The organism is Paraburkholderia sp. BL6665CI2N2, assembly GCF_004366535.1.
GTDB lineage: Bacteria > Pseudomonadota > Gammaproteobacteria > Burkholderiales > Burkholderiaceae > Paraburkholderia.
Map to the genome: position 1 here is coordinate 1952296 of NZ_SORC01000001.1, position 14401 is coordinate 1966696.

The window sequence follows — 14401 nt, forward strand, 5'->3', positions numbered from 1 at the left end:
CACGGGCCGTAATCGAGGAGCGACAAACATGTTTGCAATTACCGGTGTGACAGGGCAGGTTGGCGGCGCGGCGGCACGCGCGCTATTGGACGCGGGGCATGCCGTGCGCGCCGTACTGCGCGACGAGAGCAAGGCGCAACAGTGGGCGAAGCGCGGCGCCGACGTGGCGATTGCCTCGTTCGAAGACGCCGACGCGCTCACCGCCGCGTTCCGCGGCACGGCGGGTGTCTTCGTGATGGTGGCGCCGAACTTTGCGCCGCAGCCGGGGTATCCGAACGCCCACGAGGCCGCGGCGGTGCTGAAGCAGGCGCTGACGGCGGCGCGGCCAGAACGCGTCGCGGCGTTGTCGTCGATTGGCGGGCAGCGCGAGTCCGGCCTCGGCCTGATTACGCAGGTGCATATTCTCGAGGCGGCGCTTGCCGGCCTGCCGGTTCCGACGGCGATCCTGCGGCCCGCGTGGTTCATGGAAAATTCGCTATGGGATATCGCCCCGGCCCGCGACACGGGTGCGATGCCGAGCTTTCTGCAACCACTCGAGCGCGCGTATCCGATGGTCGCCACCGCGGATATCGGCCGCGTGATCGCCGGCACGCTGACGCAGTCGTGGCAGGGCCGTCGCGTGATCGAGATTGAGGGCCCGCAGCGCTACACGCAGCATGAGATCGCCGCGCTGCTCGGCGGCGTGCTGGGGCGGTCGGTGAAGGCGCAGGCGGTGCCGCGCGATCAGTGGGAAGCGTTGTTCGAGACGCAAGGCACGGCGTGGCCGGCGCCGCGTATCGAGATGATCGATGGGTTCAACTCGGGGTGGATCGATTTCGAGGACGGGATGAATGAGCGGGTGGTTGGAGCGACCGCTTACGAGACCGTGCTGGCGGAATTGGTGGCGCGGGTGGGGTAGGTCGCCATAGGCGGCGTGGCGAGCGCCGCGCGCCCCGCCACGGCGGCAACACTCAAAAAATCGACTGCCCGGTATAAGTCGTCAACCACTCCAACGCCAGCACCCCCGCCGCCGAGTTGCCATTGCTGTCCAGCGCCGGCGACCACACGCACGCCGCCATCTCGCCCGGCAGCACGGCGACGATCCCTCCGCCCACGCCGCTTTTCGCCGGCAAGCCGACCCGGTAGACGAAATCGCCCGCCGCGTCGTAGGTGCCGCAGGTCAGCATTAGCGCGGAAAGGCGCTTGGCCGAGCTCGTGTCGAGAATCCGCTCGCCGGTGGCCGGCGCCACGCCGTGATTGGTCAGGAACAGCGCGGCCTTCGCCAGCTCGACGCAGCTCATCGAGATCGCGCATTGACGGCAATAAGCATCGACCACCACTTCCGGCGGCATCTCCATGTTGCCGAAGCTCGCCATGAAGTGCGCCATCGCGCGATTGCGGTGGGCGTGCTGCAGCTCCGACTGAGCGACGCGCGAATCGTAATCGATGCTCGTTTCGCCTGTCAGCCGTCGCATGAATTCGACCAGCGCCGTCTCGGCCTGCACAAAGCGGCGGCACAGCACATCGGTCACGACCAGCGCGCCCGCGTTGATGAACGGATTGCGCGGCTTGCCGCGCTCGCTTTCAAGCTGGACGAGCGAATTGAACGCGGTGCCCGACGGCTCCCGGCCGACGCGTTCCCACAGCGCGTCGCCGAGCAACTGGAACGCGAGCATGCAGGCGAACAGCTTGGAAATGCTCTGAATGGAAAAGCGCGTGTCGGCGTCGCCGGTGCGAAAGACTTCACCGGATACCGTGACGATCGCCATGCCGAAACTGTCGGCGGGCACCGTGGCGAGTTCGGGAATGTAATCGGCCACCTTGCCGGCGCCCAGATAAGGCTGCAGATCGCCGCGGATCTGTTCGAGGATGGATGCGTAGTTCATTGGGCTCGGACCGTTGGAGCCGCAATTCTACTGGCAAGCCGGAGCGAAATGCTCGTGCGGCACGTCGCCGTGCGCCGCAATCCGGCGCGAGCGACGTTCGGCGAGCGCCTCAACCGCCTATGCTAATCTTGCTGCCTTTCTCGCAACAACCGGGCAAAACGGACTCCATGAGGGAGACTTTTGATCCAGACGGCGTCGAGCAACCGGTCTTCGTGACCGGCGAGCGGTACGAGACGCTGGACGAACCCTTGGGCGCCTATCGTCGCGCGCGGCTGATCCACGCGAGCGCCGGGGTGCTGATCGTGCGCACCGAAACCGAGCGCTGGGTCGTACCGCCGGGTCACGCGGTCTGGATGCCCGCAGGTTTGCTGCACCGCTTATCCGCCGTCCATCCCGTCGAATTTCATTCGCTCTTTGTCATGGCGGACGCCGCGCCGCTTCCGCCGCACAGCGGCGCCGTCGTGCCCGACCCGCTGGTCACGGCGTTGCTGATCGCCGCGGCCCGTCTGCCGCGCGATCAACCGCTCGATGAACCGGCCGAGCGTCTCGTGCAGGTGTTGCTGGACCGGCTGCCGGGTCTGCGCACTGCGCCGTTAGGGTTGAACTGGCCGCGCGATCAACGCGCCCAGCGGATCGCGGACGCATTGAGCGCCAATCCGGCCGACGCCGCGGTACTCGAAGACCTGGCCGCAGCCGCCGGCGTAACGGCCCGCACGGCGGCGCGCCTGTTCGTCAAGGAAACGGGACAAACCTTCGGACAGTGGCGTCAGCAACTTCGCCTGCTGGTCGCATTGGAACGCCTGGGTGCCGGCGCGAGCGTCACGCAGGTGGCGCTCGAGGTGGGCTACAGCGACGTGTCGTCGTTCATTGCGGTGTTTCGGGACGCGTTTGGCGACACGCCCGCACGTTATTTCCGCTAACGCGTCGCCGCCGCCCGCGGTAACAGGGTGCGCGAGTCGGCGTTAAAAATACCGTCGCGCTCAATGCGCGCCGGCCGCGTCCGGGCCACCGCCGCCCTTCGCCGGCCGCGTAATCCAGATCAGCGGAATGATCAGAATGAAGATGACCGCCGAGACGAAGAAGATATCGTTCAGGCCCATCATGGCCGCCTGCGTGTTCACGCTGAAATCGAATAACGCATGGGCCGATTGCGAATTCAGATGCAGCAGCGACTGGGTCGAATCGATCTGCTGATTGAACGTCGGATTATTGATGGAGGCCTGCTCGGTAAGCCGCGCGTGATGCAGCACCGTGCGGTTGTTCCATTCGTTGCCGGCGATCGAAGTGCCCACCGCACCGCAAAATACGCGGGCGAAATTAGACAGACCCGCCGCCGCGGGAATCTTGTTTGGCGGCTGGCCGGACAGGATGATCGCGGTCAGCGGCACGAAGAACAGCGCCATCGGAATGCCTTGCAGCAGAGTCGGCAGCACGAGATGCCACGTGTCGATCTCGATCACATACTTCGAGCGCATGTAAAACACGATCGCGAAGCCGACAAACGCCAGCGTGGCGATCACGCGCGCGTCCGAGCGCGGCAACACGCGGCCCATCACCGGCGCGAGGATCACCGCGAATATGCCGAGCGGCGCGGTCACGAGACCGGCGTCGATGGAACGGTAATTCAGATACTCCTGCATCCATTGCGGGAGCAGCACGAGGTTGCCGAAGAACACGCCATACGCGACGGAAATCGCAATCGTGCCGCCGAGAAAATTGCGCTGCTGAAACAGCCGCAAATCGACGATCGGATGTTCCTCGGTCAATTCCCACACGAGGAAGAATGCGAAGCTGATGAGCGCGGTAACGCCGAGAATCACGATCACCGGTGACGAGAACCAGTCGAGATCCTTGCCCTTATCCAGCATGATCTGCAGCGAGGCGACCCACGTGATCAGCAGGCCGAGCCCGACCACATCGATGGGCGGCTTGCGGGTCGGCGATTCGCGGGTGCGGTAGATCATCCACGTGACGCCGGCCGCGAAAATGCCGACCGGAATGTTGATGTAGAAGATCCACGACCAGCTGTAACTATCCGTGATCCAGCCGCCGAGCGCCGGGCCCGCAATCGGGCCGACGGTCGCGGTCATCGCCCACAAGGCGAGCGCGGTCGAGGATTTTTCCTTCGGATACGAGCCGAGCAGAATGGCTTGCGACAGCGGAATCAGCGGGCCGGCCACGGCGCCTTGGAAGATCCGCGCGAGCAGCAGGATCGGCAGCGTCGGCGCAATGCCGCACAACCACGATGCCAGCACGAACATCAGGATCGCGCCGACGAACAGCTTCACCTGGCCGATGCGCTGCGTGAGCCAGCCGGTAAGCGGAATCGACACGGCATTGGCTGCGGCGAACACCGTGATGACCCACGTGCCTTCATCGACCGAAACGCCGAGGTTGCCGGAAATGGTTGGAATCGCAACGTTCGCGATCGACGTGTCCAGCACGTTCATGAAGGTGGCGAGCGCGACGGCAATCGTGGCCAGCACCAGCTGGCCGCCCTTCAGCGGCGGCGGTGGTGCGGGCGGCGCCGCGGCGGGCGCTGGAGTGGGCTGGCTCAAACGGTTCTCCGGGTCGGTGTGCCGCGGACAACCGCGGCGACGTCGTATTGCATGCCCGCGCGAAGCGCCAGGCCGCAGGTCCGCTGAATGCTCGCAAAAGCATACCTGCATTCACGTTTGGACGTCATCGGCGCGTGCAAAGGCGAGGGCGAAAACAAATCCGGCAGCGTATGCTCGCGACTGAGGCTGCACGCAGCGCACGGCGCTATACATGACATGACGACGCCGCGCGTTCACGCATGCGGGACGACCATCCACGAATCAAGAGAGAAAGGGAGCGAATATGGCCTGGGAGCAATTCGAACACGGCTGGCGGCGCGCGCCGGCGAGCGCGCCTGCCAAAGGGCTGGTGGTGCTGATGCATGGCGTCGGCAGTAATGCGCGCGATCTGATGCCGCTGGCGGACATCTGGAGCGAGAGCCTGCCCGATGTGGCCTTCACTTCGCTCGACGGCACCGACGCCTTCGACGGCGGCTTCGGCGGACGCCAGTGGTTCAGTCTGCGCGACGTCAACGAAGGCAATCGCGAGGCGCGCGTCGCCGCGGCCTATCCGGCGTTGCGACGCATGCTCGAAACCGAACTCGCGCACTGGCAGGTGTCGTTCGGGCGCCTGGCGCTGGTCGGATTCTCGCAAGGCTCGATCATGGCGATGCACCATGTGGCGACCACCGCGGAAGGCGCGGCCGGCGTGGTCGCGTATTCCGGGCGGCTCGCCTCGGTGATCGTCGCGCAAAACGGCACGGCGCTCACGCTGATCCACGGCGAGGACGACGAAGTGATCCCGGTGCAGGAACTCGAATCCGCCGCCGACGCCTTCAACGGCGCCGGCTATACCGTCGACGCCTATGCGCTGCCCGGCATTGGCCACACGATCAACGCCGACGGCGTCGCGCTCGGCCAGGAGGCGCTCGAACACGCGTTGGGCGCTTTGTCGCACGGCTAAAGATTCTGAACCGCTTGCCGTTAACTGCTCATAAGTATGAAAATCACCCCCGCCGCGCGGACCGCGGAACGCCCGACAGGGCGGCCCAAGCGGCTCGGGTGACCGGGGGCGCATTTTCCAGACTGCCCGGTACGGGCGGATAACGACACATCAGAGCCTTCCTATGGCCAGACCGACGCCGCATTACCCGCTTTTCGATCGCCTGTTCCGTCAATCCGTGACGGTGGACCTCGGCACGGCCAACACCCTGATCTATACCGACGACGGCGGCATCGTGCTGAATCAGCCGTCCGTCGTGTGCTTCCAGAAAGACACCGCCGACCGGCCCAAACGCGTCGCCGCGGTCGGCACCCAGGCGCGCCAGATGCTGGGCCGCGCGCCGACCAATCTCGAAGCGGTGCGGCCGATGCGCCACGGCGTGATCGCCAACTTCTCCGCCGCCGAACACATGATCAAGCAATTCGTCGAGATGGCGCGCCCTCGGCCGCTGTTCAGCCGGCGCGCCGCGTTCACGCTGTGCGTGCCGGCCGGCGCCACCCAGGTCGAGCGTCGCGCGATCAAGGAAGCAGCCGTGGCGGCCGGCGCGTGGAAGGTGAGTTTGATCGGCGAATCGCTGGCGTCGGCGGTCGGCGCGGGGTTGCCGGTGTCGGAGGCGACCGGTTCGATGGTGGTCGATATCGGCGGCGGCACGACGGAAGTCGGCGTAATCGCGCTCGGCGGCATGGCGTATTCCGGCTCGATCCGCGTGGGCGGCGACAGCTTCGACATGGCGATCGTGAGCTACGTGCGCAATCTGTACGGCGTGCTGCTCGGCGAGCAGACCGCTGAGCACGTCAAGAAAAACATCGGCTCGGCCATGCGCGATGTGCCGCGCGAGCACATGAACGCGACCGGCCGCAGCGTCGACGACGGCTTGCCGCGCACGGTTCAACTGAGCAACCACGATATCGCCGATGCGATCGAGGGACCGCTGCGTCAGATGATCGGCGCGGTCAAGCGCGGGCTCGAAGAAGCGCCGGCCGAACTGGTGACCGACATCGCCAACAGCGGTATCGTGCTGACGGGCGGCGGTGCGCTGCTTGGCAACCTGAGCCGCCGCCTGACGGACGAAATCGGCCTCGATGTGCGCGTCGCCGATGAACCGCTCACCTGCGCGGTGCGCGGCGCGGGCACGGCGGCCACCGCCGGTCTGCTGGACGAATTCGCTTACGAATGATCTTGCACGCGGCGCTTGCCGCGCTGTCCCTACCTACTCGTGAATCGACCTGTGTGCGCTTCGCCTTCTTCGGCATCTTTCATCGAACTGCGAAGCGGTTTGCGCATGCCTTACGTGGAAGCCGGCGAGGGTGAGTTGCTGTTGTTCGTGCACGGTTCGTTGTGCGACTACCGCTACTGGCAACCGCAACTCTCGGGCCTGTCGACGCACTACCGCTGTGTGGCGGTAAGTCTCACGCACTACTGGCCGGCGGCCGATACCGAGCCCGGCCTGCCGTTCAGCTGGAGCGACCACGCGAACGAAGTGGCGGAATTCATCGAGCGCTTCGGCGTTGGGCCGGCCCATGTGGTGGGACATTCGCGCGGCGGTTGCGTCGTGTTTCATTTCGCGCGGCGCCATCCTGAACACGTGCGGACGTTGACGCTCGCCGACCCGGGTGGTCCGTTGCAGATTGCCGGACGGCCGCCCGCGAGTCTGCCGGAAACGGTCAATGCGTTGCGCGCGAAAGCGGTGCAACTGATCGAAAGCGGGGATGTGGAGGCCGGTCTGCAACTGTTCGTCGATTCGGTCAGCCGGCCCGGATTCTGGGCGATAAGCACGCCGGGTTTTCGCCGGATGGCGACCGACAATGCGCACACGCTGGCGCGTCAATTCCGCGATCCCTTGCCCGCCTATGTGCCCGAGCAGGCCGCCGAGGTGCGTTGCCCGGTGCTGCTGATCGACGGCGAGAAAAGTCCCGATATGTTTCGCCGCACGGCGGCCGCGCTGCAAAACTGGCTGCCGGATGCGCGCCGCGCAACAGTGCGCGGTGCGTCGCACGGAATGAACCTCGCGCACCCATCGGCGTTCAATCGCTACGTCGACGAATTCATTCGGTCAGCGAGCGCGCAACGGACGCAATAACCGCAACGAGCGCGTAATAAACGTGCAATCAATGCACGGCGACAGCGCGCCGGGTGGCTCGCGCTCGCGGCGGTGATCCGCGGGCTGGCTCGATCCCGGCAACACCTCAAACGCTCGACCTCATGCCTTGCGATGCGCGTCTTTATCGAGCGCGCGTTCCGCCGCTTCGCCAACGAGTCCGTGATAGTACAGATGCACGCCGATCGCGAGCGAGTCGTTGCGAATTTCGTGGAACGCTTTCCACGCTTTCACGGGGTCTTTGAACAGCAGATAGTGCGCTTCCTGCGCGATCAGATCCGCGACCTCATGCAGGCCGTGCCCGTGCAGCACATCCACGAGCGCATCGAGACTGCGATGCGTGCGCGCGTCGGTACGCGGGTAGAGCATATGCAACACCGCCACGTCCTGCGTTTTCAGCGCTGCTGAGAGGGCGACGACGATGTCCTGGTGATTCAGCGCGGTGACGATGTTCTCGTCGGTGTGGACGTGATCCGGAAACAGCGTTTCGAGCGAGGCGTTCATAAAGTCCTTCCTGTTCTTCTGGCTGATTAAAAAGGCCCGCCGCAGGACGGCGGGCCAAACACAGCGATGTGTTCGCAGGGGAAGCAAAACACGAATGCAGTATCGCAGATGCCCTCTTGCCTTCGCAGCCTGACTGCCGCAAAACATTGTTGCAGTAAGTGCTCAGCTTTCATTTTGCTGGCAGTGGGTGTGGGTACAGGTGCGGCGCGACCGGTTCCCCGCGGTATCCAGCCTTTGCAGGAGGACATGCCAGCAACGAATGTTGCGCCAGCCGAGATGCATTGTTGCGGTCATTCGTCGCAATCGGGGGGGCGCCGGACCTTAAAATGCCGAGCGGAGCCTGAGCATGCCAATGCGTTTCTGACGATCGAGCATGCCGGCACGTGTGCGATGTGAAAGTAAAAGGAACGTGTAGATGAACTCGAAGACACACGCAACGCTGAGCTTTTCCGACAGCGACCAGACTATTGATTTGCCGATTTATCAGGGCACGCTCGGACCGGATGTGATCGACATTCGCAAGCTATACGGCCAGACCGGCAAGTTCACGTACGACCCGGGCTTCATGTCGACGGCGGCATGCAACTCCGAAATCACCTATATCGACGGCGACAAAGGCGAGCTGCTGTACCGCGGTTATCCGATCGACAATCTGGCGCAGAACGCCGACTTCCTCGAAACCTGCTACCTGCTGCTGAAGGGCGAATTGCCGAACGCGCAGCAGAAGCAAGATTTCGCCCGGACCGTCACGCAGCACACGATGGTGCACGACCAGATGCACTTCTTCTTCCGCGGTTTCCGTCGCGACGCGCACCCCATGGCGATTCTGGTCGCCGCGGTCGGCGCATTGTCGGCGTTCTATCACGACTCGCTCGACATCAGCAATCCGCTGCACCGCGATATCTCCGCGATCCGCATGATCGCGAAGCTGCCGACGCTGGTCGCGATGGCGTACAAGTACACCGTGGGTCAACCGTTCGTTTATCCGAAGAACGACCTGTCGTACAGCGCGAATTTCATGCGCATGATGTTCTCGAACCCCGCGGAAGAATACAAGGTCAACGACGTGCTGGTGCGCGCGCTGGACCGCATCCTGATCCTGCACGCGGACCACGAGCAGAATGCATCGACCTCGACCGTGCGTCTCGCCGGTTCGTCGGGCGCGAACCCGTTCGCGTGCATCGCGGCCGGTATCGCATGTTTGTGGGGCCCGGCGCATGGCGGCGCGAATGAAGCGGCGCTGAACATGCTGGAAGAAATCGGCTCGGTCGACAACATCCCCGAATTCATCGCGAAGGTGAAGGACAAGGATTCCGGCGTGAAGCTGATGGGCTTCGGCCACCGTGTCTACAAGAACTACGATCCGCGCGCAAAGCTGATGCGCGAGACCTGCCACGAAGTGCTGGAAGAACTGGGTCTGCACGACGATCCGCTGTTCAAGCTCGCCATGGCGCTCGAAAAGATCGCGCTGGAAGATGAATACTTCGTGTCGCGCAAGCTGTACCCGAACGTCGACTTCTATTCGGGCATCGTGCAGCGCGCGCTGGGCATTCCGACAGCCATGTTCACGTGCATCTTCGCGATGGCGCGCACGGTCGGCTGGATTGCGCAGTGGAACGAAATGATCGCCGATCCGGAACAGAAAATTGGCCGTCCGCGTCAGCTTTTCGTCGGCGAAACGCAACGCGAAGCCGCGCCGCTGGCCGGGCGCTAAAGCGTCGGGGCGCTCACCCGCCTCACGCCCGCGCGGCGCTCTCACGAGGAGCGCCGCGCCCTTCCTCTGCACGTCCTGTGCCACTGAAAAAAAACCGCAACTCTCCTGTGATAAGTTCGTCTGACGCGGACAGACCCTCTACAATCGGAAGCGACTCAGACAGCAACCGGATGTAGACCGAACGCAACAGCGTGAACGCAGCAGCGAACCCATAGGAGTGACCCTGATGCAGCAGCCAGAAGCCCTCGGCGGCCTTTCGGGCGGAATCGATCACCGCGAACCCGAGCCGGACGGCGTATTCATCCCGACAGAAAACCTCAATGTCGCGAGCGCCACTCAGCATGTGCTGAAGTCGGGCGACACGTTCATCGTCAACGATCCGCTTGGCGATATCACCGGCCACGACGACGGCCTGTTCGTCAACGACACACGTGTTCTCTCGCAACTGCGCCTCACTTTCGGCGGACGCGCGCCTTCGCTGTTGTCGGGCAGCGTGAGCAGCGACAACACGTCGTTTACGGCACATCTGACCAACCGGCCGTTGCCGCCGCTCGGCGGCGATAGCACGCCTGAGGGCGTGATCCACGTCGAGCGCGTGCGGGTGCTGTCGGGCACCGTGCTCAACGAAGCCATCGAACTGACCAACTACGGCACGAGCGACGCCGTGGTGCCGCTGTCCATCTCGTTCGCGAGCGACTTCCGCGACATGTTCGAAGTGCGCGGCCTGAAGCGCGACAAGCAGGGCCGTGTCGAACCGGCGCGCGTCGAGCACGGCGAGGTGCTGCTCGGCTACGTCGGCCTCGACGACGTGGCGCGCAATGTGCGGATCGCTTTCTCGCCGGAACCGGACAAGCTTTTCGCCGACCGCGCCGACTACACCGTCAAGCTGCCGGCCCAGGCGTGCGTGTCGATCTATCTGTCGGTGGCGGTGCAGGTCGTCGCGCAGACGGACAAGCCGATTGCCGGCGTTTCGCAGCCCACACACGCGATGAGCGAAGCGCATCTGTCGCAGATCGACGCCGAGCGTCCGCGCGTCGGCCGCGCGGCTGTGCGCGCCGCGCTCGTCGACGCCCACCTCGTGATGCGCGAGCGTCGCCGCGTTACCGCGCGCGTGCGTTCGAGCAATCCGCTTTTCAATGCGTGGATCGACCGCTCGCTCGCCGATCTCGGCCTGCTGACCACCGACCTCGTGACCGGCCCGTATCCGTACGCCGGCATTCCGTGGTTCTCCACGCCGTTCGGCCGCGACGCCGTCATCACGTCGCTTCAAACGCTGTGGCTGCAGCCGCAGTTGGCCGCGGGCGTGTTGCGCTTTCTCGCCGAACATCAGGCGCGCGAGAACTCGCCGTTTCGCGATGCCGCGCCCGGCAAGATCATGCATGAGATGCGCAAGGGCGAAATGGCGGCCACCGGCGAAGTGCCGTTCGCGTTGTATTACGGCGGGGTCGACACCACGCCGTTGTTCATCGTGCTGGCCGGCGCTTATGCAGCCCGCACGGGCGACCTCGCGTTGATCGACGAATTGTGGCCGGCGCTGGAGCGCGCGGCGCAGTGGGTCATGGGCGTGTGCGACAAGAACCGCTACGGCCTGCTGGACTATCAGCGCGAGTCCGATGGCGGTCTCGCGAATCAAGGCTGGAAAGACAGCCACGACTCCGTCTTTCACGCCGACGGCCACTTTCCCGACGGCCCGATTGCGCTCGTCGAAGTGCAGGCCTATGCGAGTTCCGCCTTCGACACCATGGCGCACTTCGCAAAGCTGCGCGGCCTGCATGACGCGGCGGCGCAATACAGCGAGCGTGCGAAGAAAATCCGTCAGTGCGTCGAAGAAAAGTACTGGATGGAGGAGGCCGGCTTCTACGGCATCGCGCTCGACGGCCACGGCGATCTGTGCCGCGTGATGGCCTCGAATGCGGGACACCTGCTGGCCTTCGGTCTGCCTTCGCGCGAGCGCGGCGAAGCGGTGGTGCGCGCGCTCGACTCCACGCTGTTCCACACGGGCTGGGGCGTGCGCACGCTGGCCGCGAGCCAGTCGCGTTTCAACCCCATGGCGTATCACAACGGCTCGGTCTGGCCGCACGACAACGCGCTGTGCGCGCGCGGCCTGTCGCGCTACGGCGGCAAAGCGGCGGCCGTACGGCTGTTGCAGGCGCTGTTCCAGGCGGCGGTCAACTTCGACATGCGCTTGCCTGAACTCTTCTGCGGCTTCCCACGGCGGCGCGGCGAGCCGCCCACCGCGTATCCGGTCGCCTGTCTGCCGCAGGCATGGGCGGCGGGCTCGCCGTTCATGATGCTCGAAGCGTGTCTGGGCATCACGATCGACGCCGAGCGGCGCGAAGTGGTGATCGAGCAGCCCATGCTGCCCGAAGGCATCGACTGGCTCGAAGTGGGCGACCTGCGGGTGGGCGACGCCTCCGTGTCGATCACCTTCCGCCGCATCGGCGATAAGGTCGTGGCCTCGGCGGAGCAGGGCGACGTGCGGGTGGTCGCGCTTCTTTAAACAGGCACTGAAAGCACGCGAAGCGTGTCGGAACCGCTGTTGGATGCAAGGTGCCGGGTGGTAACATTTGTTGTCATCCTTATCGACCGTTCGCCCGGTACCTCCGCATGCCAGACAGTTTCGACCAGCTCGCCGCCCTGATCCGGGCGCGCTTTTCCGAACTGAGTCCGCAGTTCCAGATGGGAGCGGGTTTCCTGCTCGATCATCCCGACGAGGTCGCGGTTTCCTCCATGCGCAAAGTGGCGGAAAGAGCGCAGGTGCAACCGGCTTCGCTGGTGCGCCTGTCGCAGCAACTCGGTTTCCCCGGCTGGAACGAATTGCGCAACCTGTTCGTCGCGCGCGTGCGCACGCGGCCCGAACCGCTCACGAGCCGCGCACGTTCGCTCGTCAAATCGAAAGACGCGCTGGCGAACGATCTGCTGGTCGCGCAGCAGCACAACCTCGAGGTCACCGCCGCGCATAACGGCCGTGTGATTGTTGAAGCGGCGCGTCTGCTGCGGCGTGCGCCGCATGTGCATGTGGCCGGCTTCCGCTCCTGTTACTCGGTCGCGTTCGGTCTCGTGTACGGTTACCGGCTCTTTCGGTCCTCGGTGTCTCTGCTCAACGGCGAGGCCGGCACGCTGGAAATGCAACTGCGCTCCGTCGAACGTGACAGCGCAACCATCGTGATCAGTTTCGCGCCGTATTCGGTGGAAGCCGCGCGCGTAGCCGAAGCTGCGCTGGAAAAGGGCAGCAAGCTGATTGCCATTACCGACAGCGCCGTCTCGCCGATCGCCTTGAACGCCGACAAGGTGCTGATCTTTTCGCACGAGAGTCCTTCGTTCTTTCCATCGCTGGTGGCGGCTACGGCGCTGGCCGAGTCGCTGGTCGCGCATCTGCTCGCGCTGGAAGGCGCGGATGCTGTCGAACAGCTCGCTATCGCGGAGCAGTCGCTGCACGCGAAGGGCGCATACGTGCCTTGAACATTCCTGTCTGATCGGGCCGAGGTCTCGCGTGAATGCGGGACCACTCCATCTGGATAAATATGACCTGGTTTGACAACAAATGTTGTTTTAAAGTATAAATGCGTACCGATTGTTGAATGGGTGCGATGGTGACCTCGAAGCAGGGTTTGAATCTTGTGCAGGTGAGCGGTAAGCCGTATGACATAGGCTACCGGCTAGGTGAACTGGCGCGGCCGGTTTTCGCCGACTACATGAATCAGAGCAGCGCATGGCAGGCGGTTCGGCGCTGGCGCGGCACTGCGTTCGTGCAGGCACTGCGCGATGCAACGCAAGCGCATTTCCCGGCGTTGCTCGCCGAGCTGGATGGATTGGCGGCGGGCCTTGGCTGGTCGGCCGAAGATGTGTTTCTCTGGAACTGCCGCGGCGAACTGATCCACAACGCGCCGGACGGTTGCACCACGCTGGCGGCGGTCGTTGGCGACACGCGCTTCATCGCGCATAACGAAGACGGCGATCCGTTTCTGCGCGAGCGCTGTGCGCTTGTCGAGGTGCAACCGGCCGGCCAACCCGGCTTCGTGAGTTTCTATTACCCCGGATCGCTGCCGGGCCACACCTTCGCCGCGAGCCGCGCCGGTATCGTGCAGGCGATCAACAATTTGCGCATTCGCACGCCGCTCGCCGGCGTGCCGCGCATGATCCTCGCACGGGCCGTACTCGATGCCGCTTCGCTCGATGAAGCGTTGCGCATTCTGCGCAACACGCCGGCCGCGAGCGGCTTTCATCACACGCTCGGCTGTGCGGGCGACGCGCGCCTCTTCAGCGTAGAAGCCACTGCGCGGCGATGTTCCGTGCAACCGGTGGCGAATCTCAGCGGCCACGCGAACCACATGATTCATCCAGGCTGCGAGGCCGAAGCGCAAATCGTCACGGATTCGTCGCGTGACCGTCAATTGCGCGTGGATGCCTTGTTGCCCACCGTCGTGCGCTCGTTGCAACCCGCCGCCTTGCTCGACGTCTTGCACGATCGCGCGCCTTCGGGCCTGCCGATCTACCGCGACGACCCACGCGATCCGGACGACGAAAACACACTCGCCACCGCACTCTTCGACATCGGCGATGCTGGTGTGTCGATGAAAGTTTACCGGCAGGGGCAGTGCGCATTCGACACCTTCATCGCCCGCGCGGCGTCTGCACGAGCCGGCGCATAAGCGCTTGCCGTCATCACAGGAAACCGAA

General features: G+C 64.5%; 12 protein-coding genes. 9 read left to right on the plus strand and 3 right to left on the minus strand.

Annotated features, from left to right (window positions below; all coding sequences use genetic code 11):
• Positions 1–28 precede the first annotated feature (28 nt).
• The gene (locus tag B0G81_RS08810) at positions 29–898 is read left to right on the plus strand and encodes an NmrA family NAD(P)-binding protein (RefSeq protein WP_116121005.1); all 870 of its coding nucleotides are present in this window, start codon (positions 29–31) and stop codon (positions 896–898) included.
• Between the two features lie 52 nt (positions 899–950).
• Here the strand turns inward: B0G81_RS08810 and B0G81_RS08815 are convergent, their stop codons facing one another.
• On the minus strand, positions 951–1865 hold the full coding sequence (locus B0G81_RS08815) for a glutaminase (protein ID WP_134134553.1): 915 nt from the start codon (positions 1863–1865) through the stop codon (positions 951–953).
• A 167-nt stretch (positions 1866–2032) separates the two neighbouring features.
• On the opposite strand from B0G81_RS08815, the gene B0G81_RS08820 reads away from it, so the two are divergent.
• Complete coding sequence (locus B0G81_RS08820; RefSeq protein ID WP_116123725.1) at positions 2033–2785, plus strand: helix-turn-helix transcriptional regulator; 753 nt, start codon at positions 2033–2035, stop codon at positions 2783–2785.
• Positions 2786–2845: 60 nt separating this feature from the next.
• Here B0G81_RS08820 and B0G81_RS08825 read toward each other — a convergent pair whose 3' ends face one another.
• Positions 2846–4423, minus strand: coding sequence for a DHA2 family efflux MFS transporter permease subunit (locus B0G81_RS08825; protein WP_106277621.1), 1578 nt, complete (start codon positions 4421–4423; stop codon positions 2846–2848).
• Positions 4424–4706: 283 nt separating this feature from the next.
• Here B0G81_RS08825 and B0G81_RS08830 point away from each other — a divergent pair, with 283 nt between their 5' ends.
• From B0G81_RS08830 to B0G81_RS08840, 3 genes are all read left to right on the plus strand, one after another.
• Positions 4707–5366 carry a dienelactone hydrolase family protein gene (locus B0G81_RS08830; RefSeq protein WP_116121009.1) on the plus strand — a complete coding sequence of 220 codons (660 nt, stop codon included), beginning with the start codon at positions 4707–4709 and terminating at the stop codon, positions 5364–5366.
• A 163-nt stretch (positions 5367–5529) separates the two neighbouring features.
• On the plus strand, positions 5530–6582 hold the full coding sequence (locus B0G81_RS08835) for a rod shape-determining protein (protein ID WP_106277624.1): 1053 nt from the start codon (positions 5530–5532) through the stop codon (positions 6580–6582).
• A gap of 105 nt (positions 6583–6687) precedes the next feature.
• Complete coding sequence (locus tag B0G81_RS08840; RefSeq protein WP_134134557.1) at positions 6688–7485, plus strand: alpha/beta hydrolase; 798 nt, start codon at positions 6688–6690, stop codon at positions 7483–7485.
• 120 nt (positions 7486–7605) lie between these two features.
• Here B0G81_RS08840 and B0G81_RS08845 read toward each other — a convergent pair whose 3' ends face one another.
• Positions 7606–8007, minus strand: coding sequence for a hypothetical protein (locus tag B0G81_RS08845; RefSeq protein ID WP_012427389.1), 402 nt, complete (start codon positions 8005–8007; stop codon positions 7606–7608).
• A gap of 415 nt (positions 8008–8422) precedes the next feature.
• Between B0G81_RS08845 and gltA the strand changes: the two genes are divergently transcribed.
• The 4 genes from gltA (at position 8423) to B0G81_RS08865 (ending at position 14373) form a co-directional block, all read left to right on the plus strand.
• Positions 8423–9721: a citrate synthase gene (gltA, locus tag B0G81_RS08850; protein ID WP_134134562.1), complete on the plus strand. Its 1299-nt coding sequence runs from the start codon at positions 8423–8425 to the stop codon at positions 9719–9721.
• A 226-nt stretch (positions 9722–9947) separates the two neighbouring features.
• Positions 9948–12221 (plus strand): amylo-alpha-1,6-glucosidase, encoded by a 2274-nt coding sequence (locus B0G81_RS08855; RefSeq protein ID WP_106277630.1) that lies wholly within the window; start codon positions 9948–9950, stop codon positions 12219–12221.
• A 107-nt stretch (positions 12222–12328) separates the two neighbouring features.
• Positions 12329–13183 carry a MurR/RpiR family transcriptional regulator gene (locus tag B0G81_RS08860; RefSeq protein ID WP_116145263.1) on the plus strand — a complete coding sequence of 285 codons (855 nt, stop codon included), beginning with the start codon at positions 12329–12331 and terminating at the stop codon, positions 13181–13183.
• Positions 13184–13311: 128 nt separating this feature from the next.
• Entirely contained in the window at positions 13312–14373 is a 1062-nt protein-coding gene (locus tag B0G81_RS08865) for a C45 family peptidase (protein WP_134143035.1), read from the plus strand.
• Positions 14374–14401: the final 28 nt, after the last annotated feature.